This is a genomic window from Xanthomonas campestris pv. asclepiadis (assembly GCF_020784175.1).
Taxonomy (GTDB): Bacteria; Pseudomonadota; Gammaproteobacteria; order Xanthomonadales; family Xanthomonadaceae; genus Xanthomonas; species Xanthomonas campestris_D.
On sequence record NZ_JAJGQM010000019.1, the window covers coordinates 55539 to 80425 of the forward strand.

The following is a 24887-nucleotide window of genomic DNA, read 5'->3' on the forward strand; positions in this document are numbered from 1 at the left end:
CCCTCGGAGTGGCGTCATGCACATCAGCAAGCCTGCCGGCCCCTTGCCGGCGCCCGTCCCGTTTTACCGTCAGCTGTACTTCCAGGTAGTGGTGGCGATCGTCCTAGGTGCCCTGCTGGGCCACTTCGAGCCGGCCTTCGCCGAAAGCCTCAAGCCGCTGGGCGATGCCTTCATCAAGCTGGTGAAGATGATCATCGCCCCGGTGATCTTCCTGACCATCGTCACCGGCATCGCCGGCATGACCCACCTCAAGACGGTGGGCCGGGTCTTCGCCAAGTCGATGACCTACTTCCTGTTCTTCTCCACGCTGGCGTTGATCGTGGGCATGATCGTGGCGCACGTGGTGCAGCCCGGCGCCGGCATGAACATCAACCCGGCCGAGCTGGATCAGAGCGCGGTCAACACCTACGTGCAGAAGTCGCACGAGCTGAGCCTGGTCGGCTTCCTGATGGACATCATCCCGGCCACGCTGGTCAGCGCGTTCGTCGATGGCAACATCCTGCAGGTGCTGTTCGTGGCGGTGCTGTTCGGCATCGCGCTGGCCCTGGTCGGCGAGCGTGGCCGCCCGGTGCTGAGCTTTCTGGAAGCGCTGACCGCGCCGGTGTTCCGCCTGGTGCACATGCTGATGAAGGCCGCGCCGATCGGTGCATTCGGTGCGATCGCCTTCACCATCGGCAAGTACGGGGTGGAATCGCTGGTCAACCTGGCCTGGCTGGTGGGCTCGTTTTACCTGACCTCGCTGTTCTTCGTGCTGGTGATCCTGGGCATCGTCTGCCGTCTGTGCGGCTTTTCGGTGCTCAAGCTGATCCGCTATCTCAAGGCCGAGTTGCTGCTGGTGCTGGGCACCTCCTCATCGGAGTCGGCGCTGCCCTCGCTGATGGAGAAGATGGAAAAGGCCGGCTGCGAGAAGTCGGTGGTGGGCCTGGTAGTGCCGACCGGTTACTCGTTCAACCTGGATGGCACCAACATCTACATGACCCTGGCCGCCTTGTTCATCGCCCAGGCCACCAACGTGGACCTGACCCTGGGTCAGCAGATCACCCTGCTGGCGGTGGCGATGCTCAGCTCCAAGGGTGCGGCCGGCGTGACCGGCGCCGGCTTCATCACCCTGGCCGCCACGTTGTCGGTGGTGCCGGACGTGCCGGTGGCCGGCATGGCGCTGATCCTGGGCGTGGACCGCTTCATGAGCGAGTGCCGCTCGCTGACCAACTTCATCGGCAACGCGGTCGCCACGGTGGTGGTGTCGCGCTGGGAAAATGCGCTGGACCGCGATCAGCTCAAGCTGGTGCTGGATGGCGGCTCGCCGCCGCTGCAGGCACCGGTGGCCTCGACCGACGTCGTCGCCCCGATCAGCGCGCGCTGATGCTTCCTACGGCCCTGTATTCCGTCGGCGCTGCCGGCGGGATGCAGGGCCGTTTCCACATCCAGTCAGCACCGGCCGCAATGCATGACGCGTTGTGGCATGCGATCTTCCTGCCGCCGCGACAGCTGCGCGACAGGCCCATGTTCAGGCAGGGGGGTAGAATTCAGCCCTCCTGCGCCTTCGAGACCCACAACGCCGATGTCCAACGACGACTTCAAACAGGCCGCCCTCGACTACCACCGCCAGCAGCCGGCCGGCAAGATCAAGGTCACCGCGACCAAGCCGATGCTGACCCAGCGCGACCTGTCGCTGGCGTATTCGCCGGGCGTGGCCTTCGCCTGCGAGGCGATCGTCGAGGAACCCACCCAGGCCAGCGAGCTCACTGCGCGCGGCAATCTGGTGGCGGTGATCACCAACGGCACCGCGGTGCTGGGCCTGGGCAATATCGGCCCGCTGGCCTCCAAGCCGGTGATGGAAGGCAAGGGCGTGCTGTTCCAGAAGTTCGCCGGCATCGACGTGTTCGACATCGAGATCAACGAGAACGACCCGGACAAGCTGGTCGACATCATCGCCAGCCTGGAGCCGACCTTCGGCGGCATCAACCTGGAAGACATCAAGGCGCCGGAGTGCTTCATCGTCGAGCGCAAGCTGCGCGAGCGCATGAACATCCCGGTGTTCCATGACGACCAGCACGGCACCGCGATCATCGTCGGCGCCGCCGTGCTCAACGCACTGGTGGTCACCGGCAAGAAGATCGAAGAGGTCAAGCTGGCCACCACCGGCATGGGCGCGGCCGGCATCTCCTGCGTCAACATGCTGGTCTCGCTGGGCCTGAAGCCGGAGAACATCCTGGCGCTGGACCGCGACGGCGTGATCCACACGGGCCGCACCGACCTGGACCCGGACAAGCAGCGCTACGGGCGCGACACCGACAAGCGCACCCTGGCCGAGATCGTCGAGGGCGCGGACATCTTCCTGGGCCTGTCGGCGGCCGGCATCCTCAAGCCGGAAATGGTCGCCAGCATGGCGCGCCAGCCGGTGATCTTCGCGCTGGCCAATCCCAACCCGGAAATCACCCCGGAAGCGGCCAAGGCGGTGCGTCCGGACTGCATCATCGGCACCGGCCGGTCGGACTACCCGAACCAGATCAACAACGTGTTGTGCTTCCCGTATCTGTTCCGCGGCGCGCTGGACGTGGGCGCCACCGGCATCAACGAGGAAATGAAGATCGCCTGCGTCAAGGCGATTGCGGCGATGGCGCGGCGCGAGGCCTCCGACCTGGGCGCGGCCTACGGTGGCGAGACTCCGAGTTTCGGCCCGGAATACCTGATTCCGCGTCCGCTGGACCCGCGCCTGCTGGTGGAGCTGTCTTCGGCGGTTGCGCAGGCAGCGATGGATTCGGGCGTGGCCACGCGCCCGATCACCGACATGGAGGCCTATCGCGACAAGCTCGGCCAGTTCGTCTACCGCACCAGCCTGATGATGAAGCCGGTCTACGACCGTGCGCGCGCCGACAAGCAGCGCGTGGTGTATGCCGAGGGCGAAGAGGAAGTGGTGCTGCGCGCGGTGCAGAACGTGGTCGACGAAGGCCTGGCGTTCCCGATCCTGATCGGCCGCCCGGACGTGATCGAGGCGCGCATCGAGCGCATGGGCCTGCGCCTGACGGCCGGGGTGGATTTCGAGATCACCAACATCCTCGACGATCCCCGCTTCAACGAATACTGGCAGTACTACCACGCGCTCACCGAGCGTCGCGGCGTGACCGTCACTGCCGCCAAGGAACTGATGCGCTCGCGTCCGACCCTGATCGCCGCGGTGATGGTGGCGCGTGGCGAAGCCGATGCGATGCTGTCGGGTGTGGTCGGCCGCTTCCACAAGAAGCTGGGCTACGCCCGCAGCGTGATTCCGCTGGAACCGCGAGTGAGCTCCACCTCGGCGATGACCGGCGTGATCAACCAGCTGGGCGTGTTCTTCTTCCTGGACACGCATGTGCAGGAAGACCCGACCGTCGAGCAGGTGGTCGAAGCCACGCTGCAGGCCGCGTACCGCCTGAAGCTGTTCGGCATCGAACCCAACATCGCGCTGCTGTCGCACTCCAACTTCGGCAGCCACGACTCGCGCGATGCGCTGAAGATGCGCCAGGTGCGCGAGGCCCTGCTCAAGCGCAAGCCCGAGCTCAACATCGATGGCGAAATGCAGGGCGACACCGCCTGGGACGAGGCGCTGCGCAAGCAGATCATGCCCAACAGCACGCTCAAGGGCCGTGCCAACCTGTTCGTGCTGCCGAACCTGGAAGCGGCCAACATCGCCTACAACCTGGTGCGCGTGTTCACCGACGGCGTGGCGATCGGCCCGATCCTGATGGGCATCTCCAAGCCTGTGCACATCCTCACCACCAGCGCCACCTCGCGCCGGGTGATGAACATGACCGCGATCGCGGCGGTGGATGCGCAGATCCGCCGGCAGCGCGATGCCGAGAAGAGTGCTGGCGACAAGAGCAGTAGCTGACCCGCGCACCGGGAAAACACCGAAAACCTACCCGCCAGCCGCACCATAGGCATCGCTCAAAGCCCCTCTCCCCCCGGGAGAGGGGTTGGGGTGAGGGTACGGTTCACCAGAACTGCTGACGTTGCAGCGGACCTGGCTCCGGCGCCAATCACGCGAATCTAGATTGAGTGCATGCGTGCGCGGTAGCCCACTTGCCTCAAAAAAAGCAGTGCGACCGTCGTTTCGATAAACCTCCGCCTCAACGCACCGCACGCTCCGCTCCCAGCAACTCGATCTCCGCCAGCTGCACTTTCGCAGGCGCACTGAATCGCAGCCGATACTCGGTATACGCACCAGGTGCGGCAATACGAAACGGCCGCGTCTGCAACGGCCAGTCGAACGTTTCCTCGCGGCGCTGATCGACCACCGTCCACGCACCATCGGCCGCACGCGCTTCCAGCGTCCATCCACTGGCCGCAATGGCCGCATTGCCGTTGGTCAGTGTGTAGAGCGTCGGCGTGCCGCGCGCCATGCCACTGAGCGTCAGCGTCGATGTCGATGCAACTGCAGCGACCGTTCCCGCATCGTCGTCATGCAGGGCAGCGACCTCGCCACCATCGGCCAGCGTGATGCGCGCCGTGTCTGTGAGCAAATCCCGCAGCGGGGCAGGGCGTTGCCCCGCAGGGGTCAGCGACGGTGGCGCATCGTTCGGCCCGGTGCCCCAGCGCGAGGGCGCAGGCCCCATCACGAAGTCCAGCGTCGCACCCCTGGCGATGTCCGCATGCGGCAACCAGGTCTTGCGCCAGGGCTTTCCGTTGACCTTGAGCGATTGCACGTACACGTTCTGCGGCGAATTCTGCGGCGCATTGACCGTCAGCCTCCCGCCATCGGGCAACCGCACGCTGGCATGCTTGAACAGCGGTGAGCCGATCACGTATTCCGGCGCACCCATGCGCAACGGATACAGGCCCAGTGCCGCGAACAGATACCACGCCGACATTTCGCCGTTGTCCTCATCACCGGGATAGCCCTGGCCGATCTCGCTGCCCAGGTACAGGCGCGCCAGGATCTCGCGGGTGATGCGTTGCGTCTTCCATGGCTGCCCGGCGTACAGATACATCCACGGGATATGGTGGGCGGTCTGGTTGCTGTGCGCATACATGCCCATGCGCACATCGCGCGCTTCGGTCATCTCGTGAATGGTGGTGCCGTAGGAGCCGGCGAACCTGGCCTCGGCGGTCTCGGGGGTGGCAAAGAACGTATCCAGTTTCGCTGCCAGGCCCGCGCGTCCTCCATACAACGCCGCGAGGCCTTCACCGTCGTGCGGTGCGGTGAACGCAAACGTCCAGCCGCTGGACTCGGTGTAATCGTGGCCCCAGACGCGCGGATCGTACCGTGCCGCGTCCACGCGCCAGTGGCCGTCCGGTGTGCGGCCCTGGAAGAACCCGGTCGCCGGATCGAACAAGGCCGAATAGCCCGCCGCGCGATGACGGAAATACAAAGCCTCGGTCGCGTAACGCTCGCGCGCCGTGGCTGTTTTCGCCTGCGTGGCCAGCGCATCGGCCATGTTGGCGATACCAAAGTCGTTGAGCGCGCCTTCCATCGACCACGACATGCCTTCGTGGGTGTCGGTATCGGCATAACCGCGAAAGGTCGAACGCGCCATGCCCTTGCGGCCGACGTGCCTGTCGGGCGCCACCACGGTGGCGTTCTTGCGTGCGGCAACATACGCCTCGACCGGATCGAAGCCCTGCACGCCCTTGCGCCAGGCATCGGCAAAGGCCACGTCGGAACTGGTGCCGACCATCAGATCGGCATACCCGGGCGACGACCAGCGCGCCACCCAGCCGCCCGCGCGCGACTGCTCCAGAAAGCCCTGCACCAGCGCGCCGGCGTCGTCGGGCGCGAACAAGGCGTACGCCGGCCACGCGGTGCGAAAGGTGTCCCACAAGCCGTTATTGACGTAGACCCGGCCATCGCGGATCGGCGCAAAACTGCGCACCGCGCTGCCATCGATGTTGTCGTCCGACCAACTGCTCTGGCTGGCATAACGCCAGTCCGGGGCACTGGCGCTGCCGACGTTCTCATGGCCGGAGTTGGGATACAGGTGCAGCCGGTACAGGTTGGAGTACAGCGTGGTCTTCTGGTCGGCGGTGGCGTCGGGCACCTCCAGGCGCCCCAGCAACGTATCCCAGGCCTGCTGCGCACGCGCGGCGACCTGCTCGAACGTTGCCTGCGGTGCGATTTCCAGTGCCAGGTTGTGCCTGGCCTGATCCAGCGAGATCAGCGAGGTGGCAATACGCATCTGCACCTGCCGCGAGCTGCTCGCATCGAACTTGATCCAGCCCGTCGGCCGGCCGGTGTCGCTCAGGCCGCTGGTCTTCCACGGCGTGTCGAAGCTGGCATGGACATACATGCGCGTGGCGCCGGTCGACAGCCCGCTGCGCACATCGGTATGGCCGGAGAGCGTCTGTGTCGCCGCATCCAGGCGCAGCCCGCCACGCGCGTCCACATTGTCGAACACCAGATTGGCATCGCCCTGCGCCGGGAAGCGAAAGCGGAACAGCGCGGCATGGTCGGTCGGCGCGATCTCGGCCTGGATCCCGTTGTCCAGCTGCACCGCGTAGCGATAGGGGCGCGCAGTTTCATTGGTGTGCGAAAACGCCAGTGCACGTTGTTTGCGATCGGCTGGCGGCACGCCGGCGGCCAGCGACGGCATCACCTGAAAGGTCTGGCGGTCGCCCATCCACGGGCTGGGCTGATGGCTGAGCGACAACGCCTGCAGGCGCGGGCGATTGTCCGTGTGGTTATGTTCGTTCCAGCGATACAACCAGGTCAGCGTGCCCGCATCGGTCACTGGCGTCCAGAAGTTGAAGCCATGCGGCACTGCCGTTGCCGGGAAATTGTTGCCGCGCGAGAACGTGCCATTGGACTGCGTGCCGCGCGTGGTCAGCACCCAATCCGACGGACGCGTTGCCGGCGTCAGCGGTACCTCGGCAAGCGCGATATCGTCGATCCAACCGGCACTGGTCGCGCCTGCGGGCGGCGCAACGTCCAGCTCGATCGCACGTACACGGCGCCCACGCAGGCCAGGCACCTCGCCCAGCCGCACCGCCTTGCGCGCCCATTGCTGCGGATACAGCGTCTTCGACTCGCCTTGCGCCCGCGCAGCTAGCGCGACGCCATGTTGATCCCGCGCAGTGCTGGCCGACATGCGTGTGCCGTCGTCCAGCAGCAGATCCAGCGACACATAGGTCGATGCCACATGCTCGCCGCCCACGCTCTCGGGCAATACCAGCCACGACAGCGTCGTATCGGCACCGATCGGGACATCGGCGGTAAACAGGGTGCGCCGCCCACCTGCGGCATGACTTTGATACCGCATCGCATGCGCACCGCTGTAGCCGGCGTTGGGCTTGGCCGCATACGGCGCAGCCGGACCGGTGCCGATGGCAATCTGCACATCGCCTGCCGCCGCGCTCACCGGCAACGGTTGCCCGGCTTCGAACGAGGTCGACAACCCGGTCGCCGCACTCACCGACAACGGCGCAGCGACGCCCAGGGCAACAACCAGCCGGAACCACAGGTCACGCGGATGCAGCAGCACAACAGACGAGGTCACGTGGCGATGTCTCCTTGGTGCGATGCCGCAGGGCAGGTCCGGCCGGCCGATGCAGGCGACCCGGGCACAGGGCGCAAGCTGTGGTCGGTGCGCAAGTGTCCGCCGATGATAAGCGCGATGGTCGGGTGTGGCTGCCTGGTGCTGCCTTGCGCTGGCGGGCCAGCACGGGGCCAGGCCATGCCGGAGCTGGCGCATCGCTCCCCACGTTGGCGCCCGGCTGGCGTTGAGAGCATCACCACCCGAACCGGTGTGGCCGGTCAATGGGCCGATCACCACGCAGGCTGCTAGAATCCGCGCTCTGCCTTGTCTCTACGATCGTGCCGCCATGAGCCAGACCGCCACCGCGCCCGCCAATGCCGAATCGCGTTACACCGTGCATCGCAGCGATCTGCCGCTGAGCTGCCCGACGCCGCAGATGGCGTTGTGGAACTCGCATCCGCGTGTGTATCTGCCGATCGAAGACGAACCCAACTGCGAAGCCAAGTGCCCGTATTGCGGCGCGTTGTTCGTGCTCGCCGACTGATCCTGGCCGGATGCACCGCCTGACCGTGGTGCAACTGCTGCCGGCGCTGCAGTCCGGTGGCGTAGAGCGCTCCACCCTGGAAATCGCCGCTGCGCTGGTGCGCGCCGGCCACCGCGCGGTGGTGGTGTCGGCCGGCGGTCGCCTGGTCCAGCCGCTGCTGGAGGCGGGCGGCGAACATCTCACCCTGGACATCGGACGCAAGTCGTTGCTGACCTTGCGCCATGTGGTCGGCCTGCGCCGGCTGTTCGCCGAACTGGGGGCCGACATCGTGCATGCGCGTTCGCGCCTGCCGGCCTGGCTGGGCTGGTACGCGTTGCGCGGCATGCCGCCAGCCACGCGGCCGCGCTTTGTCACCACCGTGCACGGGCTCAACTCGCCCAGCCGCTACAGCGCGGTGATGACCTATGGCGAGCGGGTGATCTGCGTTTCGCAGACGGTGCGCGAGTACGTCTGCACGCACTATCCGCAGACCGACACCGCGCGCCTGCGCACAATCCCGCGCGGTGTCGATATCGCGCAGTTTCCGCGTCGCCCGCATCCGGATCGCCGCGCGCGCACCTGGGCACAGAGCATGCTGCCCGGCTTGCCGGCCGATGCGCCACTGCTGCTGCTGCCCGGGCGCGGTACCCGCCTGAAGGGGCATGCCGACGGTCTGCAACTGCTCGCCGACGTACGCGCTGCCGGCGTGCCGGCCTGGTTGTGGCTGCCGGGCGCGCGCGAGCCGGGCCGCGAAACCTATCTGCGCGAGCTGGAAGCCGAGGCCACTAGGCTGGGCGTGGCCGAGGCGGTCACCTTCACCGAACCCACCGCACGCATCGCCGAGGCCTATGCCGCCAGCGATCTGGTGCTGCAGCTGTCGCGCAAACCCGAGGCCTTCGGCCGCACCGTGGTGGAGGCCCTGTCGGTGGGCCGGCCAGTGCTGGGTTGGGCGCATGGCGGCGTCGGCGAGCTACTGGCCGAGTTGCAACCCGGCGGCGCCGTGCCTGCCTTCGATGCCCATGCCCTGCGTACCCAGGCGCTCCATTTGCTGCAGCAGGCGCCGACACCGCCTGCCGTGCTTCCCTATACGTTGCAGGCCATGCAAGCGGCCACCCTGAAGGTCTATGACGAACTCCGCCGCTGAGGCCATCCCACCTGCGTCCGTGCTGACGCCCGATGCCGGTCGCTGGGCGCCGCTGTGGGTGGTCCTGTTCGTGGCGCTGTGGCCCACGCCCGGGCTGGCCGAGACGGTGTTGTCGCTGGGCGCGCTGTTCGCGGCGTATCGCCTGCTGCATGCACGCTTCCGTGGCGGCACCCGGCTGCTCAGTGGTGCGGCCTGGGCGCTGACCAGCGTGCTGTTCTTCGCGTACTGGTTGCCGCAGATGCTGTCAGCGTTCGATGCGGTGGACGTGGGTCGCGCGCTGCGCAAGTCGGCCACCGATCTGCGCTATCTGCCGTTCATGTGGTTGTGCGCGATCGCGGTGGCCAATGCGCAGCGGCGTCGGCGCACCTTCACCGGCCTGGCGGTGATCGGCGGGGTGTGGACACTGGATGCGCTGCTGCAGGCCGTGCTCGGCAGCAGCCCGTTGTTCTTCGGCCTGGATCAGATCAAGCAGCTGATCAGCGGGCATGGCCTGTGCACGCCGCAGGAGCTGGCCCTGGTCGACCGCCTCAGCGGCGTGCTGGGGCCATGCAATCTCAAGTTCGGTCAGACGCTTGCGAGCCTGTCACCCTTCCTGTTGCTGGCGCTGGGGCGGCGCAATGCCTGGGCCTGGGCGGGCGCTGCGGCGGCGGTCGGCGTGGTGCTGGTGCTGGCGGGTTCACGCGCGTCGTGGATCACTTACGGCGTGATCGTGCTGCTGTCCGGCTGGCAGCTGCTGGGTGGCCGCCGCCTGCTTGCGGTGGCGGTGGTCGGTGCGCTGCTGGCGGCTGGCGTGGTGGCGGTGGCGCCGCAGGCGCGCGAGCGGATCCAGCGCACCGCGCTGGCCTTCAGCGATGGCGAACAGGGTGTGGACCAGGCCTTGTCCGGGCGTGCGCAGATCTGGGGCGCGGCGCTGTGCATGATTCGCGCACATCCGCTCAATGGCGTGGGCGCACGCGGCTTCCGGCAGGCGTATCCGGCCTGCAATCCGGCACCCGCGCAGGCGCCGGCCTGGGGCGACGGACCGGCCTTCCATGCGCACCAGATCGTGCTGGAAATCCTGGCCGAAACCGGGGTGATCGGGTTGCTGCTGTGGCTGGCCGGTGCGGCGCAGGCCTGGCGCGCGTGGCGCTATTCCAGCCTGGCGGCGCGCGAGCAGGCACGCCCGGCGATGATCGCATTGGTGGCCACGGTGTTCCCGCTCAACACGCATCTGGCGTTCTATTCCAGCTTCTGGGGTGGGCTGAGCCTGATGCTGGCCGGCCTGTATGCCGGTGCCTTGCTCAACGACGACGCAGATCAGCCGCCGCCGCGCTGACGCCAGTTGCATCCTTGCGGTGCTGCGGCTGCACGCATCGCATGCTTCCAAACACGCGATATCAACGATAAAAATCGCTGCGCCCACCCGGTTGGCGTTTGAAGCGCCGATGGATCCACAGGTACTGGTCCGGCGCCTCGCGCACCATGTCCTCGATCGCCGCATTGACCTGCGTGGTATCGGCGATCACATCGTCGGAGGGGATGTCTGCCAGCGGCGGTGCGATCTTGAGGAGGTAGCGGCCACCCTCGCGCCGATGGAAGTACGGCACCACCGCGCAGCCGGTCAGTCGCGCCAGTTGATGGGTGGCGGTGATGGTGGAGGCCGGATGCCCGAAGAACGGCACGAACACCGTGTCCTTGCCGCGCATGTCCTGATCCGGCGCATACCACAGAAAACCGCCGCGCTTGAGATGCTTGATGGTGGCGCGCAGATCCTCGTTGGCGAACATGTGCGTGGCATAGCGTAGCCGCCCGCGTTTGACCGCCCATTCGAACACCGGGTTGCGGTGCTTGCGGTACATGCCGGCCAACGGCACGTGGTCGCACAGCAGCCGCCCGCACATTTCCAGCGTCATGAAGTGGCCGGACACCAGCAACACGCCGCGTTTTTGTTCCTGCAGGCGCTGCAGGTGTTCCAGGCCTTCGACCTGCACGCCCGGGCGGATCGCATCGATGCTGCCCCACCAGGCGCGTGCGAATTCGAACAGCCCCACGCCCAGCGCATCGAAACTATCGCGCAACAGCCGCGCTCGCCAGGCATCGTCCTGTTCGGGAAAACACAGCTTGAGATTGACCTCGGCCGCACGCCGACGTGTGCCGGCCAGGCGCATCGCGATCCAGCCCACGCCACGTCCCAGCGCACGCTGCAGCATCCAGGGCAGGCGTCCGGCGATCACCATGACGGCAAGGCCCAGGTACATCGGCCAGTGCCTGGGATTGCGCAGGGAAGGGCGGACGGCGACGTTGGCGGGCTCGGACATGGCCTAATTCTAAGTGATTGCGTGCGCCTGGCAGCGTGCACATGCGCACGTGTGGGCGCTCCCGTATCCTGCACGCATGCGGAAAGACCCGATCGAATGGCTGTTGCGCGGGCTGTACTCGGCGCTGTTGTACCTGTTGCTGCCGGTAACGGTGTACCACCTGGTGTGGCGCGGTTTTCGCGTCCGCGAATACTTCAACCGCTGGAACGAGCGCTATGCCTCCTACACGCATGCCTGCGGTCGCCCGCGCGTGTGGGTGCATGCGGTGTCGGTGGGCGAGGTCAATGCCGCCGCGCCGCTGGTCAACGCCTTGCGTGCGCAGCGCCCGGATATCCGTTGGGTCATCACCACCATCACCCCCACCGGCTCCGAGCGTGTGCGCGCGGTCTGGGGCGATGCGGTGGACCACGTGTATCTGCCTTACGACGTGCCCGGCAGCGTCGGCCGCTTCCTGGAGCATTTCCGCCCGCGCCTGGCATTGATCCTGGAAACCGAGCTGTGGCCGAACATGTTGTTCGGCTGCCGCGACCGCAGGATTCCGGTGTACATCCTCAATGCGCGGCTGTCGGCGCGCTCGCTGCGTGGCTATCGCCTGCTGGCGCCGTTGATCAGCCGTGCGCTGCGCAGCGTCACCTGCGTGGCGGCGCAGTCGCACGACGATGCCGAACGCTTCATCACGCTGGGTGCGCGGCCCGACCAGGTGATCGCGCTGGGCAATCTCAAATTCGATATCGCCGCGCCAGCGCAGTTGCAGGCGCTGGTCGCGCAGTTCCATACGCATGTGCCGGCAACGCGGCCGGTGTGGATTGCCGCCAGCACGCACGAAGGCGAGGAAGCGGCCGTGGCCGACATCCATGCGCGCCTGCTGCTGCAGTTTCCTGATCTGCTGATGTTATGGGCTCCGCGCCATCCGGAGCGCTTTCCCAAGGTCGAGGCCGTGGCGCGCGAGCGTGGCTGGGCCGTGTCCACGCGCAAGACCCAGCAATGGCCGCAGGCGCGCGACAAGGTGTTTGTCATCGATACCCTGGGCGAGCTGATGAGTTTCTACGCCTGCGCGCAGGTCGCCTTCGTCGGCGGCAGTCTGCAACCGATCGGCGGGCACAATCTGCTCGAACCGGCGGCGGTCGGCACGCCGGCCGTCACCGGCCCGCATCTGCATAATTTCTCGGAGATTTCGCGGCGCATGCGCGAGGCCGAGGCGGTGACCATCTGCGAAGATGCCGACAGCGTGTATCACGATCTCGCGCGCCTGCTCGGCGACCCTGCCCAGCGTGAAGCGATGGCCGCCGCAGGGCTGGCACTGGTCGCCAATGGCAAGGGCGCTGTGACGCGGACGCTGGTGCAGATCGCGCCGCACCTGCCGCCGGTGGTGAGCGAGGGTGCCGCGTCCTGAGGATGTCACTGCGCCGCTCGCGCTGCAGCGTTGCAGTGATCTTGTCGCAGTCATGCTGAGGTGCGCCATCAAGCGGTCTTGGATCGACCAACAAAACGTGGCGATCGCGCAGTCGTGTTATCAGCCGCTTTGGGCGTCATCTGGAGAGTCTCAAGCCGCATTGGTCGAGCGTGCGGTGCCCTCGCCGCTCGCGGGACACGCCGTGAATCCGTCCGTGGAGGCTCGGTGGCGGCATCCATGCCGCCGCCACACGGTCCCGCAACCGGCGAGGACACCGCACCAGAGAGTTAGCCGGTTGCTTTGTTGAAATTGCTTGCAAACCTGCATACCGACCATCTCGACTGGTCCTTGCCCGCCTACCGTCGCGGGACCTTGAGCGGCATGGATGCCGAGTAGGAGTTACAAGGACGTACTTGCAGCGTGTCCCGCGATGGTGGGCGGGCAAGGGCCCTGCAGCCAACCCGCAGATCAGTCGCCTGCAACCGACGCATGCATAGCGTCCAAGCCCACAAGCCTACCGAGATATCACTGTTCAGCCGCTCCGGTTCTGGCAGTCATCGCAGCTATCGCACGCAGCCAGCTAGATGCGGTTGTATCACGCACAAAAAAGGCGGGCCTGCGCCCGCCTTTTGCGTCTTCTATTAGCGTGTCTTACTGCAGCGAGCCACTGCCCTGCAGCTTGGACTCGGCATCCTGCGACAGCAGCCGGTTCACATCCTGCAGGTCGGTGATGTTGAGCTTGCCGATCGCCTGGCCCAGCAGCAGGCGGTTCTGCAGGAAGTTGTAGCGCGACTGCGCGTAGTTCAGCTGTGCCTGGAACAGGGTGCGCTGGTTCTGTACCACGTCCAGCACGGTGCGCGTGCCGACTTCCAGGCCGACCTGCGAGGCGTCGTATGCGGCCTGCGCGGAGACCACGGCCAGGCGGCGCGCTTCCACTTCGCTGATGCCGGCAACCACGGTCTGGTAGGCGTTGCGCGTATTGCGGTCCAGCGCGCGCTTCTGCTGCTCGTAGGTGTCCTGCTGGATATCGCGGCGTGACAACGCCTGGCGCACGGCCGACTGGGTAGCACCGCCGGCAAAGATCGGAATCGACAGCGTAAGGCCGATCGAGTCGGTGTCGATATCGCGACCCTGCGTGGTGAAGTTGCCTGCGGCCTGATCGATGGTGCCTGCGCCTCCCCAGCTGTTGCTGCGGCCGACATTGGCACCGAGGTTCAAGGTCGGGTAATGGCCCGCACGTGCGGCATTGACCTGTGCCTCGGCCGCGCTGACCTGCAACTGCTGCGACTTCAGCGCCGGGTTGTCGGCGATGGCAGTGGCCACCAACTGATCGACATTGCTGTACGCCGCCGGGACTTCGGGGCGGAAATCTTCGGGAAGTGCGCGCAAGGACGTAACAGGCTGGCCGGTGAGTTCGGTCAAGGCCTGGTAGTAATCCTTCAATGTGTTGCGCGCATTGATCGTGTCGGCACGCGCCTGGTCGTACTGGGCGCGCGCTTCGTGCACGTCGGTGATCGGGGCCAGGCCCACTTCCAGCCGCTTGTCGGCGTAATCGAACTGCTTCTTGGCAGCCGCTTCGTTGGTCTCTGCCGCCGCCAGCGATTCTATGCCGACCAGGACCTGGAAATACGCCGCCGAGGTGCGGGTGATCAGGTCGTTGTTGGCCGATTCCAGCGTGAAGTCTGCCGCCTTGGCCACCTCGCGCTGCGCACGCAGATTGGCGAACTGCGCCCAGTTGAAGATGGTCTGGTTACCCTGGATCGCATACTGGCGTTGCTTGGTGGTGGAGCGGCCGTCCACGCCTTCCAGCTCGCGATGCGACTGGGTGTACCCGGCGGTGCCGTCCAGCTGCGGCAACAACGCCGCGCGCGCCTGCACCTGACCTTCCCGGTTGACCAGGCGGGTGGACTCGGCCACTGCCAGCTGCGGATCGCCGTTGCGGGCCATTTCGTAGACCTGCAGCAGATCGGTGGCGTTCGCAGCCATCGGAGACAGGGCGGCGGCCAGCGCCAGGACGAGGGATCGGCGGATCATCGGGGAAGCTTCCTTGGGAATCAGAATTGGAATCGGGGCGTCGGTGCGGCGCCCTGGAGATAGGCGAGGTCGGTTTCGAACAACGATTCGATGCGCGGAGCGTTGACGTCGCCACGGACCAGGACCGCTTCCATCACCGGTTCGTGACCGCGGACCACGAACAGGCGCCCGTTCGGGCGCAGCCACTGCAGCCACTGGGTCGGCAGCGTATCGACCGCGCCTGTCACGCAGATGGCATCGAAGCGGCGTTCGCTCTGCCAGCCGAACACATCGGCGGTTTCGATACGCACGTTGCTGCCCAGGCCGCTGCTATCCAGATTGGCGCGGGCAGCGGCGGCAAGGGCTGGGTCGATCTCAAGGCTCAGCACTTCACGGGCCAGCGCGGCCAGGCAGGCGGTGGAAAACCCACTGCCGGTGCCGATTTCCAGCACGTCTTCGCCCGGCTGCAGATCCAGTGCCTGCAACATGCGGCCCTCCACCACCGGCTTCATCATCTTGTGGCCGGCCGACAGCGGGATTTCCACATCGACATAGGCCAGGGTCTTGTAGGCCTCGGGCACGAAGGCTTCGCGCGGCAGGCGCGCCAGCACGTCGAGCACGCGCAGGTCCAGCACGTCCCACGGCCGGATCTGCTGTTCGACCATCTTTTCGCGGGCCTGGGAGAAATCGATCGTCATGGTGCGGTTATCCAACGCGGTGGGGCAGGCATTTTAACGGTGCACGGGGCCACTGGCGCATCTAGCATCGCTGCGCGCCGGCAAACGGCGCAGTGCCGGAAGTCATCGCCACCAAAGGCCGGGGGCTGTCAGCGCGGCGCATACGCCCTCAAAAAGAAATCAACGCTGGCCTGCAGGTGCTCGTCCACCTGCGCGCGGGTGGGTTGGCCGTGCAGGCCGCACATCATCAGCGCATACAGTTCGCCCTTGAGCAGGCAGAAGAACTGGGAGGCGGCGCGTGCCACATCGTCGATCTTCAACTGGCCATCGGCCACGCGTGCGGACAGGAAGTCGGCAAGCGCCTGCTGGGTTCGCTTGGGGCCGGCGGCCCAGAACATCTCGCGCACATGCACATCGCCGGTGCCGGGCGCCATCATCATGCGGTGGGTGGCGATGGCCGATTCGGTGCTCACCATGGCGAAGAAGGCGTCGGCGATTTCGATCAGCTGATCGCGCAGCGCGCCCTCGGGGGCGTGGTCGAACAGGTCGTCCGGCATCATGTGCTGGCATTGCGCACGGATCGCCTCTGAAAACAGGCTCTCCTTGTCGCCAAAATGACTGTAGACGGTGAGTTTGGACACGCCCGCCTGGGCGGCAATGCCATCCATGCTGACCCCGGCATACCCCTGCTCCATGAACATGGTGCGGGCAGCGCCAAGAATGGCGGCGCGTTTCCCAAGATCCTTGGGCCGTCCGGGGCCGTTGCTCCTGGCCTTGGACTTGAGGGGGGGCGAGCTGGACATACCGTCAATACTAGACCATCGGGTTCTATATTTATACTCGTCGCCTATGGGAAGCATGGAAGCGCTCAGGAACAGTCGCGCCGACGTGTTAGCTGCGCACCAGCTTGGTTATGGTAGTTAATTGTTTCACCTGAATGCCTCCCGGTGTCATGGTGCATCCCATCGGTGTGGGGAATCCACCTAGCGCGTTGAAAAACCCCCGGTGATAGATTGACTAACGGTGTGTTGGCGCAAGTCGGCAGCACCTTTTTTCAGCACACGAAGGGATGGGGAGCGTGGACAGGGTCGGGACGCATGCGCATAGGGGCTGCGTCCGCAGCACATGCGTGCGGCGGACCGGGCTGCTGTGGCGATGGGCACTGCTGGCCTGCGTGCTGTTCGGCGTCTGGCCGGCCGGTGCCCAGCCGCCGACCCATACCGCGTACCACACCGTCACGCGCTGGAGCATGGACGACGGCCTGCCGCACAATCTGGTGCATGCGGTGGCGCAGGGCGCCGATGGCCTGATCTGGCTGGGCACCTGGGAAGGTGTGGCGCGCTTCAACGGCCGCGACTTCACCGTGTATGACCGCCAGAACACACCGGGCGTCGAGCTGGGGGGCGTGTTCGTGGTGGTGCGCGACAGCACCGGCGGGATGTTGTTCGGCACCGCCTTCGATGGGGTCTATCACTACCAGGATGGCCACTGGCAGCAACTGGGCGATGCGTCGGCGCGGCACCTGGCGGTCAGTGCATTGCTGCGACGCGCCGATGGCGCGTTGTGGGTAGGTACGCCGCAGACGCTGTACCGCATCGAGCCGGACGGGCGGGTGGTGGACGTCGGTCGCCAGGTCGGCCTGCCGCGCGCGCGTATCACCGCGCTGGCGGCCGATGCCGATGGCGATTTATGGGTGGGTACCGAAGTCGGGCTCTATCGTCTGCCTCGCGATGGCATTGCGGCCGAGGCCTGGGGCAGGGCACATGGCATGCGCGCCGCACCGGTGCGACGGCTGGCCAGCGATCGTCAGGACGGCCTGCTGGTCGCCGGCGACGACGGCGTGTGGTGGTGGAGCCGCGGCGGCGGGCTGCAGCGTTTCCGGCAAGGCCAGCGGGTGGATGCATTGCTGCTGGATCGGCGCGGGCATCTGTGGATGAGCCTGCCGTCGGGCACGCTGGTGGTGCACAGCGGTGCGGATGCGCCGGACGAACAGATCGCCATTTCAGGCGTCGCCAGCCCGGCGCTGCTGGAAGACGCCGAGGGCCTGATCTGGGTCGGCAGCACGCATGGCCTGTTCCGCATTGCCGAAGGCGCCGCGCATGGCGTCACCCACGAAGACGGCCTGGCCTCGGACTACGTGCGCACGGTGTTGCAGACCGGCGACGGCACCGTGTGGGTGGGCAGCGCGGTGGGCCTGGATCGCTGGCACAACAACCGGATCAGCCGCGTGTCGGTGGTGCCGAACGAGGACGGGCGCGTGCTGGAGCAATCGGTGCTGGCCCTGGCCGATGCCGGCGATGGCGGCGTCTGGGCCGGCACGTACAGCCAGGGCGTGGTGCGCCTGGACGCGCGAGGTCGCGTGCTGGCGCGCATTGGTGCAGCCGAGGGCCTGCCCTCGCTGTCGGTACGCGCGGTGTTGCCCGATGGCGAGACGTTGTGGATCGGCACCACGGCCGGGCTGGTGCGATGGCGCGATGGCAAGGCACGCCGCTACACCGCCGCCGACGGCGTACCCGATGGCTCGGTGCAGGTGCTGTATCGCGATACGCAGGGCAATGTGTGGATCGGCACCGATCGCGGCATGACCGCGCTGTCGGCAAATGGCAGCACGCGCGCATGGCTGGGCGAGCAGGATTTTCCCGGGCAGAACGCCTTCGACTTCCTGCGCGATGCCAAAGGCGACCTGTGGATCGCCAGCGATCGCGGCCTGCTGCGCCTGAGTGGAGAGACCTTCCGCGTCTACGATCACCGGGTCGGGTTGCCGCGTGACAAGGTGTTCCGGGTGATCGATGACGGGCGTGGTTATTTCTGGTTGTCGAGCAACCATGGCGTGTTCCGCATCGCGCGCAGCGACTTCGACCAGCTCGATGCCGGCACGCGCGAGCAGTTGAGTGTGGAGGTGGTGGATCGCAGCGACGGCATGCCCGGCAATCAGGGCAACGGCAGCAGCGCACCGGCTGGCTGGATGACGCGGTCCGGGCAGCTGCTGTTTCCCACCGCTGCGGGCCTGGGCGTGATCGATCCGGCGCGCGTGGGCACCTTGCAAGGCCATCGCGTGCCGATCGTGTTCGAGCGGCTGCTGGTCGATGGCATGGTGCAGCCGCTCAATGGCTTGCATCGCTTCGGCGCGGAGACCCGGCGCATCGCCATTGTCTATGCGGGGCTGAATTTCCGTGGCCCGGACAAGGTGCGCTACCGCTACCGGCTGGAAGGCTTCGACCCGGACTGGGTGGACGCCGACAGCGCCAGCGAGGCGGTCTACACCAATCTGCCGCCGGGACGTTTCCGTTTCCGCGTCCAGGCGATGTCGCTGCCGGTGGACTGGCGGCAGACCGCGCTGGTGGGCGAATCCAGCCTGGTGATCGCACTGGCGCCACCGTGGTGGCGGCGTGGCGAAGTGATCTCCGTGGGCATCCTCGGGCTGTGTAGCCTGATCTACGGGCTCTATCTGTGGCGCACCGCCAGTTATCGCCGCCGCCAGCGCCAACTCAATACGGTGATCGACGCACGCACACGTGAGCTGAGTGACAAGAACCTCGCGCTGCAGCAGGCCAGCCAGGAGCGCGAAGCCCTGATGCGCCAACTCGAATACCGCGCCAGCCACGATGTGCTGACCGCCTTGCCGAATCGGCGCGAGGCCGAGCGTGTCCTGCAGCAATGGTTCGACGATGCGCGTGCCGGTGGCCCCCCACTGGCGTTGGTGCTGATGGATATCGACCACTTCAAGCGCATCAACGACGAGTACGGCCATGAGGTCGGCGATGCGGTGCTGTGCGCGATCGGCGAAGCATTCAGCGAGCAGGATCAGGCGCAGTGCTTCGCCGCGCGCCACGGTGGCGAAGAGTTTCTGCTCGCGGCAGTGGGCGTGGACGTTGCACAGGCACGCGCGCTGTTCGAGCGCATGCGCCAGCGGCTGGCTGCGATCGGTATCGAGACGCAGGGCACGACCGTGCGCTGCACTGCCAGCATGGGCATGGCGATGAGCCATGAAGCACCGAGCCGCCGCGAATTGCTGGCGCTGGCGGACCGCCGTCTGTACCAGGCCAAGCGGCTGGGGCGCGACCGCTTGGTGGATCAGTAAGTCTGTCGCGTTGCCAGGGGCATGGCGCTGCCGCGCTCACGTCTGCAACTGGTCCGCCTGCGCGTTCAACAAGGCAACAAAGGCCTGCGCGGCGCGCGACAAGGTGCGCCCGCCATGGGTTACGCAGCCCAGCTCGCGCGACAGCGCCACATCCGGCAGCGGCAGCGCCACGATCTGATGGTCGATCATGCGCTCCGGCAATACGCTCCACGCAAGGCCTACCGACACCAGCATCTTGATCGTCTCCAGATAATTAGTGGTCATGCGCAGGCTCGGTACCAGGGCGCGTTCGGCGAACAGGCCGGCGACGATGCGATGGGTGAAGGTGCCCGGGTCCGGCAGCACCGCCGGATGCGCCACCACATCTTCCAGCGACACCGCGCGCAATGCGGCCAGCGGGTGATCCGGCGCCACCACGAACTGCAGGCGGTCATGCCAGATCGGTTGTGCACGCAACGGCGCACGCGTGTCCGGCGCCAGCGTGGTGACCGCCAGCTCCACCTCGCCGCGCAGCACCGCGGCATAGGCCAGCTCCGAATCCAGGAACTGGATGTCCAGCGCCGCCTGCGGGTGTTGTGCGGCGAAGCCGCGCAGCAGGGCGGGCAGGCGGTGCAGGCCGACATGATGGCTGGTGGCCAGGCTCAGGCGACCGCCGACCGCCGACCGCCGCACCGAGATGCTCCAGCACGCGGCGGGTGTCCTGCAGCTCGGCCAGGATGCGTTGCGCGCGCGGCAGCAAGGCCTGGCCGGCCTCGGTCAGCACCACCTGGCGGCCCAGGCGGTCGAACAATCGCGCCGACAACTGTCCTTCCAGCAAGGCGATGCGTTTGCTCACCGCCGGCTGGGTGAGGTGCAGGGCCTCGCCGGCTGCCGAAAAGCTGCCGCTTTCGGCGATCGCCACGAAGGCGCTGAGGCTTGCCAGGTCCATTGCCATTCCCAAATTTCATTTGTTGAATAAACAATATGAATTTGCGTTATCCAAGGCAAGCTCCTAGCATCGAACGCAGCCAGGTGGGCACTCCCACCATCCGCCAACCGGATCGCCGCAATGACTGCCAAGACGCTGTACGACAAGCTGTGGGACCTGCACGAGGTCACGCGCCGCGACGATGGTTCGTCGCTGATCTACATCGACCGCCACATCCTGCATGAAGTGACCTCGCCGCAAGCGTTCGAGGGCCTGCGCCTGGCCGGGCGCAAGCCGTGGCGCATCGATGCCAACATCGCCACGCCCGATCACAACGTGCCGACCACGCGGGCCGAGCGCCAGGGCGGGCTGGAGTCGATCTCCGACGAAGTCTCGCGCCTGCAGGTGCAGACGCTGGACGAGAACTGCGACGATTTCGGCATCCTCGAGTTCAAGATGAACGATGCGCGCCAGGGCATCGTGCATGTGGTCGGCCCCGAGCAGGGCGCCACCTTGCCGGGCATGACCGTGGTCTGCGGCGATTCGCACACCTCCACGCATGGCGCGTTCGGCGCGCTGGCGCACGGCATCGGCACTTCCGAGGTCGAGCATGTGCTGGCCACGCAATGCCTGATCGCCAAGAAGATGAAGAACATGCAGGTGCGGGTGGAGGGCACGCTGCCGTTCGGGGTGACTGCCAAGGACATCGTGCTGGCGGTGATCGGCAGGATCGGCACCGCCGGTGGCAACGGCCATGCGCTGGAATTTGCCGGCAGTGCGATCCGCGACCTGTCGATGGAAGGGCGCATGACCATCTGCAACATGTCCATCGAAGCCGGTGCGCGCGTCGGCATGGTGGCTGTGGATGAAAAAACCATTGCCTACGTGCAAGGCCGCCCGTTCGCGCCCAAGGGCGCCGACTGGGAGGCCGCCGTCGCGCTGTGGCGCACGCTGGTCTCCGATGCGGACGCGCACTTCGATACCGTGGTGGAGCTGCGCGCCGAAGACATCAAACCGCAGGTCAGCTGGGGCACCTCGCCGGAAATGGTGCTGGCGGTAGATCAGCAGGTGCCGGACCCGGCAACCGAACAGGATCCGACCCGGCGCGACTCGATCGAGCGCGCGCTGAAATACATGGGCTTACGGGCAAACCAGCCGATCACCGAGATCCGCCTGGATCGCGTGTTCATCGGCTCGTGCACCAACTCGCGTATCGAGGATCTGCGCGCTGCCGCGGCGGTCGCCAGGGGCCGCAAGGTCGCTTCCACCATCAAGCAGGCGCTGGTGGTACCGGGCTCGGGCCTGGTCAAGGCGCAGGCCGAAGCCGAAGGCCTGGACAAGGTGTTTCTGGACGCCGGTTTCGAATGGCGCGAGCCGGGGTGCTCGATGTGTCTGGCCATGAACCCGGACAAGCTGGGCAGCGGCGAACATTGCGCCTCCACGTCCAACCGCAACTTCGAAGGCCGCCAGGGCGCCGGCGGCCGCACCCATCTGGTCAGCCCGGCCATGGCGGCGGCAGCGGCGGTCAGCGGGCATTTTGTCGATGTGCGTGCGTTGCAGGGAATCGAGAATCGGGAATAGAGAATCGCAACGTCCGTCTCGTCTCCGCTCTGCCAATTCCCCATTCTCCACTCCCAATTCCCGGCATCCCAATGACCCCTTTCACCCAACACACCGGACTGGTGGCGCCGCTGGATCGCGCCAATGTCGATACCGATCAGATCATTCCCAAGCAATTCCTCAAGTCGATCAAGCGCACCGGCTTCGGGCCGAACCTGTTCGATGAATGGCGCTACCTGGACATCGGCGAGCCCGGTCGCGACAACAGCCAGCGCCCGCTCAATCCGGAGTTCGTGCTCAATTTCCCGCGCTATCAGGGTGCCAGCGTGTTGCTGGCACGCGAGAACTTCGGCTGCGGTTCCTCGCGTGAGCACGCGCCATGGGCGCTGGACGAATACGGCTTTCGCACCGTGATCGCGCCCAGCTTTGCCGACATCTTCTTCAACAACAGTTTCAAGAACGGCCTGCTGCCGATCGTGCTGGCCGAAGCGGAAGTGGACGCCTTGTTCGCGCAATGCCTGGCCACCGAGGGCTATCAACTCACCGTGGATCTGGCCGCACAGCGCGTGCGCCGCCCCGATGGCGTGGAATACGGCTTCGAGATCGATGCGTTCCGCAAGCACTGCCTGCTCAACGGCCTGGATGACATCGGCCTGACCCTGCAGGACGCTGATGCGATCGGTCGCTTCGAGCAAGGCCATCGCGCGCGTCAACCGTGGCTGTTCGGCGCGCTGCAGTGAGCGCGGTTGCCAACGCCGATGCGGGTGCGCTGAGCGAGCATGTCGCTGCGCAGTTCGGGCCGCAGGCGCAGGCTTATCTGCACAGTGACGTGCATGCGCAAGGCGCCGAGTTCGCCGAGCTCCGCGCTGGTCTGCAGGGTCATCGCAACGGGCGACTGCTCGACCTGGGCTGCGGTGCCGGGCATGTGAGTTTCCAGCTGGCGCCGCTGATGGCCGAGGTGGTGGCCTACGATCTTTCGGCTGACATGCTCGAGGTCGTGGCGGCCACTGCCGCAGAGCGTGGGCTGACCCAAGTGCGCACGGTGCAAGGTGCCGCCGAGCGCCTGCCGTTCGAGACTGGCAGCATGGATGCAGTGGTCAGCCGCTACTCGGCGCACCATTGGAGCGATCTGGGGCAGGCACTGCGCGAAGTGCGGCGCGTGCTGCGTCCAGGCGGAATTGTGGCCTTTGTCGACGTAGTGGCTCCCGGCCTGCCGCTGCTGGATACGCACCTGCAGGCGATCGAGTTGCTGCGCGATACCAGCCATGTGCGTGACTACAGTGTTGCGCAGTGGTTGCAGACGCTGGGCGATGCCGGCTTGCAGGTGCAGCGGCATCATTGCCAACTGCTGCAGCTGGACTATCTGAGCTGGGTAGACCGCATGCGCACGTCTGAGGTGTTGCGCGCGGCCATTCGCGCATTGCAGGGCGCGGCGGTAGACGAAGTGCGCGAATATTTTCAGATTGCGGCCGATGGTTCCTTCAGCACGGATGTGCTGGTGGTATGGGCGGCACGTTGATTTTCAGGGCGCTACGGCGCCAACCTATGAGGATTGCATGAGCAAGCAGATTCTGATTCTTCCTGGCGACGGCATTGGCCCGGAGATCATGGCCGAAGCGGTCAAGGTGCTGACGCGCATCGATGCGCAGCATGGCCTGGGTTTCACCTTGGTGTACGACGAACTCGGTGGCGCGGCCTACGACAAATACGGCAGCCCGCTGGCCGACGAAACGCTGCAGCGCGCCCGCGCTGCCGATGCAGTGCTGCTGGGCGCGGTCGGTGGGCCGCAATGGGACAGCATCGATCCATCGCTGCGTCCGGAGCGTGGCCTGCTCAAGATCCGCTCGCAGCTCGGGTTGTTCGCCAACCTGCGCCCGGCATTGTTGTATCCGCAACTGGCCGATGCCTCCACGCTCAAGCCAGAGGTAGTGTCCGGGCTGGATCTGTTGATTCTGCGCGAGCTCACCGGCGGTATCTATTTCGGTCAGCCGCGTGGCACGCGCACGCTGGAAAATGGCGAGCGTCAGGCCTACGACACGCTGCCATACAGAGAAAGCGAGATCCGCCGCATCGCCAAGGCCGGCTTCGAGATGGCACGTCTGCGCGGTAAGAAGCTGTGTTCGGTCGACAAGGCCAATGTGTTGGCATCGAGCCAGCTGTGGCGCGCGGTCGTCGAAGAAGTGGCAAAGGACTATCCGGACATCGCGCTGTCGCATATGTACGTGGACAACGCGGCGATGCAGTTGGTGCGCGCGCCCAAACAGTTCGATGTGATCGTGACCGACAACATGTTCGGCGACATCCTGTCCGATCAGGCGTCGATGCTCACCGGCTCGATCGGCATGCTGCCTTCGGCCTCGCTGGATGCCAACAGCAAGGGCATGTACGAGCCATGTCATGGCTCGGCGCCAGACATCGCAGGCAAGGGGATCGCCAATCCGTTGGCCACCATCCTGTCGGTGGCAATGATGTTGCGCTACACCTTCGCGCAATCGGCTGCAGCAGATGCGATCGAGCAAGCGGTCGGCAAGGTGCTCGACCAAGGCCTGCGTACCGCCGACATCTGGTCGGAAGGCACGACCAAGGTCGGGACCGTGGCGATGGGTGATGCAGTGGTGGTCGCGCTGTAACTGCGCTCGCATACCTGAAGCGTTATGGCGCGCAGGATTGGTCAGCATGCGGGTGTTGTGCGGTAGCGCGATGCCGCATCCGTGCCCTCAGCTGCCGATAGCAATTGGTGGTGCTTGCGCGCGTGCTGGCGTGAGACCTTGAGCGGCATGGATGCCGCGCCAGAGCCTTATCTGTTCGGATTCTGGCAGTTTGGGCGTCGAGAGCCGGCGT

16 protein-coding genes and 1 pseudogene are annotated in these 24887 nt (G+C 66.2%); 11 read left to right on the forward strand and 6 right to left on the reverse strand.

Annotation, left to right across the window (positions count from 1 at the left end; genetic code table 11):
• Positions 1-16 precede the first annotated feature (16 nt).
• Together LL972_RS10820 and LL972_RS10825 are read left to right on the forward strand one after the other, a co-directional pair.
• Positions 17-1363 (forward strand): dicarboxylate/amino acid:cation symporter, encoded by a 1347-nt coding sequence (locus LL972_RS10820; RefSeq protein WP_228327605.1) that lies wholly within the window; start codon positions 17-19, stop codon positions 1361-1363.
• Positions 1364-1561: 198 nt separating this feature from the next.
• Positions 1562-3871: an NADP-dependent malic enzyme gene (locus LL972_RS10825; protein ID WP_228327606.1), complete on the forward strand. Its 2310-nt coding sequence runs from the start codon at positions 1562-1564 to the stop codon at positions 3869-3871.
• A 238-nt stretch (positions 3872-4109) separates the two neighbouring features.
• On the opposite strand, the gene LL972_RS10830 is transcribed toward LL972_RS10825, so the two are convergent.
• A complete protein-coding gene (locus LL972_RS10830) occupies positions 4110-7472 on the reverse strand; it encodes a GH92 family glycosyl hydrolase (RefSeq protein WP_228327607.1) in 3363 nt (1120 codons plus the stop codon).
• A gap of 325 nt (positions 7473-7797) precedes the next feature.
• On the opposite strand from LL972_RS10830, the gene LL972_RS10835 reads away from it, so the two are divergent.
• Genes LL972_RS10835 through LL972_RS10845 form a run of 3 tightly spaced genes read left to right on the forward strand, consistent with a single transcriptional unit; the run spans position 7798 to position 10433 of the window.
• Positions 7798-7995 carry a zinc-finger domain-containing protein gene (locus tag LL972_RS10835; protein WP_016902555.1) on the forward strand — a complete coding sequence of 66 codons (198 nt, stop codon included), beginning with the start codon at positions 7798-7800 and terminating at the stop codon, positions 7993-7995.
• A gap of 10 nt (positions 7996-8005) precedes the next feature.
• A complete protein-coding gene (locus LL972_RS10840; RefSeq protein ID WP_228327608.1) occupies positions 8006-9118 on the forward strand; it encodes a glycosyltransferase in 1113 nt (370 codons plus the stop codon).
• Positions 9099-10433, forward strand: coding sequence for an O-antigen ligase family protein (locus LL972_RS10845; protein ID WP_228327609.1), 1335 nt, complete (start codon positions 9099-9101; stop codon positions 10431-10433). Before LL972_RS10840 ends, LL972_RS10845 begins: the two co-directional genes overlap by 20 nt.
• A 61-nt stretch (positions 10434-10494) precedes the next feature.
• Here the strand turns inward: LL972_RS10845 and LL972_RS10850 are convergent, their stop codons facing one another.
• Positions 10495-11415 (reverse strand): LpxL/LpxP family Kdo(2)-lipid IV(A) lauroyl/palmitoleoyl acyltransferase, encoded by a 921-nt coding sequence (locus LL972_RS10850; RefSeq protein WP_228327610.1) that lies wholly within the window; start codon positions 11413-11415, stop codon positions 10495-10497.
• Positions 11416-11491: 76 nt separating this feature from the next.
• Here LL972_RS10850 and waaA point away from each other — a divergent pair, with 76 nt between their 5' ends.
• Positions 11492-12808, forward strand: coding sequence for a lipid IV(A) 3-deoxy-D-manno-octulosonic acid transferase (gene waaA, locus LL972_RS10855; protein WP_228327611.1), 1317 nt, complete (start codon positions 11492-11494; stop codon positions 12806-12808).
• A gap of 651 nt (positions 12809-13459) precedes the next feature.
• Here waaA and LL972_RS10860 read toward each other — a convergent pair.
• The 3 genes from LL972_RS10860 to LL972_RS10870 form a co-directional block, all read right to left on the reverse strand.
• On the reverse strand, positions 13460-14842 hold the full coding sequence (locus tag LL972_RS10860) for a TolC family outer membrane protein (RefSeq protein WP_228327612.1): 1383 nt from the start codon (positions 14840-14842) through the stop codon (positions 13460-13462).
• 20 nt (positions 14843-14862) lie between these two features.
• Positions 14863-15519 carry a protein-L-isoaspartate O-methyltransferase family protein gene (locus tag LL972_RS10865; protein ID WP_104648815.1) on the reverse strand — a complete coding sequence of 219 codons (657 nt, stop codon included), beginning with the start codon at positions 15517-15519 and terminating at the stop codon, positions 14863-14865.
• Positions 15520-15647: 128 nt separating this feature from the next.
• A complete protein-coding gene (locus LL972_RS10870; RefSeq protein ID WP_228327613.1) occupies positions 15648-16301 on the reverse strand; it encodes a TetR/AcrR family transcriptional regulator in 654 nt (217 codons plus the stop codon).
• Positions 16302-16576: 275 nt separating this feature from the next.
• Here LL972_RS10870 and LL972_RS10875 point away from each other — a divergent pair, with 275 nt between their 5' ends.
• Positions 16577-19579 (forward strand): two-component regulator propeller domain-containing protein, encoded by a 3003-nt coding sequence (locus tag LL972_RS10875; protein WP_228327614.1) that lies wholly within the window; start codon positions 16577-16579, stop codon positions 19577-19579.
• Positions 19580-19615: 36 nt separating this feature from the next.
• Here LL972_RS10875 and LL972_RS10880 read toward each other — a convergent pair.
• Positions 19616-20507 (reverse strand): annotated as a pseudogene (locus tag LL972_RS10880) (LysR family transcriptional regulator).
• A 120-nt stretch (positions 20508-20627) separates the two neighbouring features.
• Here LL972_RS10880 and leuC point away from each other — a divergent pair.
• The 4 genes from leuC to leuB all read left to right on the forward strand — a co-directional run bounded on the left by leuC (position 20628) and on the right by leuB (position 24676).
• Positions 20628-22067 (forward strand): 3-isopropylmalate dehydratase large subunit, encoded by a 1440-nt coding sequence (leuC, locus tag LL972_RS10885; RefSeq protein WP_102580725.1) that lies wholly within the window; start codon positions 20628-20630, stop codon positions 22065-22067.
• A 71-nt stretch (positions 22068-22138) separates the two neighbouring features.
• Positions 22139-22786 carry a 3-isopropylmalate dehydratase small subunit gene (gene leuD / locus LL972_RS10890; protein WP_228327615.1) on the forward strand — a complete coding sequence of 216 codons (648 nt, stop codon included), beginning with the start codon at positions 22139-22141 and terminating at the stop codon, positions 22784-22786.
• 29 nt (positions 22787-22815) lie between these two features.
• Complete coding sequence (locus LL972_RS10895; protein ID WP_266104579.1) at positions 22816-23565, forward strand: class I SAM-dependent methyltransferase; 750 nt, start codon at positions 22816-22818, stop codon at positions 23563-23565.
• Between the two features lie 37 nt (positions 23566-23602).
• On the forward strand, positions 23603-24676 hold the full coding sequence (leuB, locus tag LL972_RS10900; protein WP_228327617.1) for a 3-isopropylmalate dehydrogenase: 1074 nt from the start codon (positions 23603-23605) through the stop codon (positions 24674-24676).
• Positions 24677-24887: the final 211 nt, after the last annotated feature.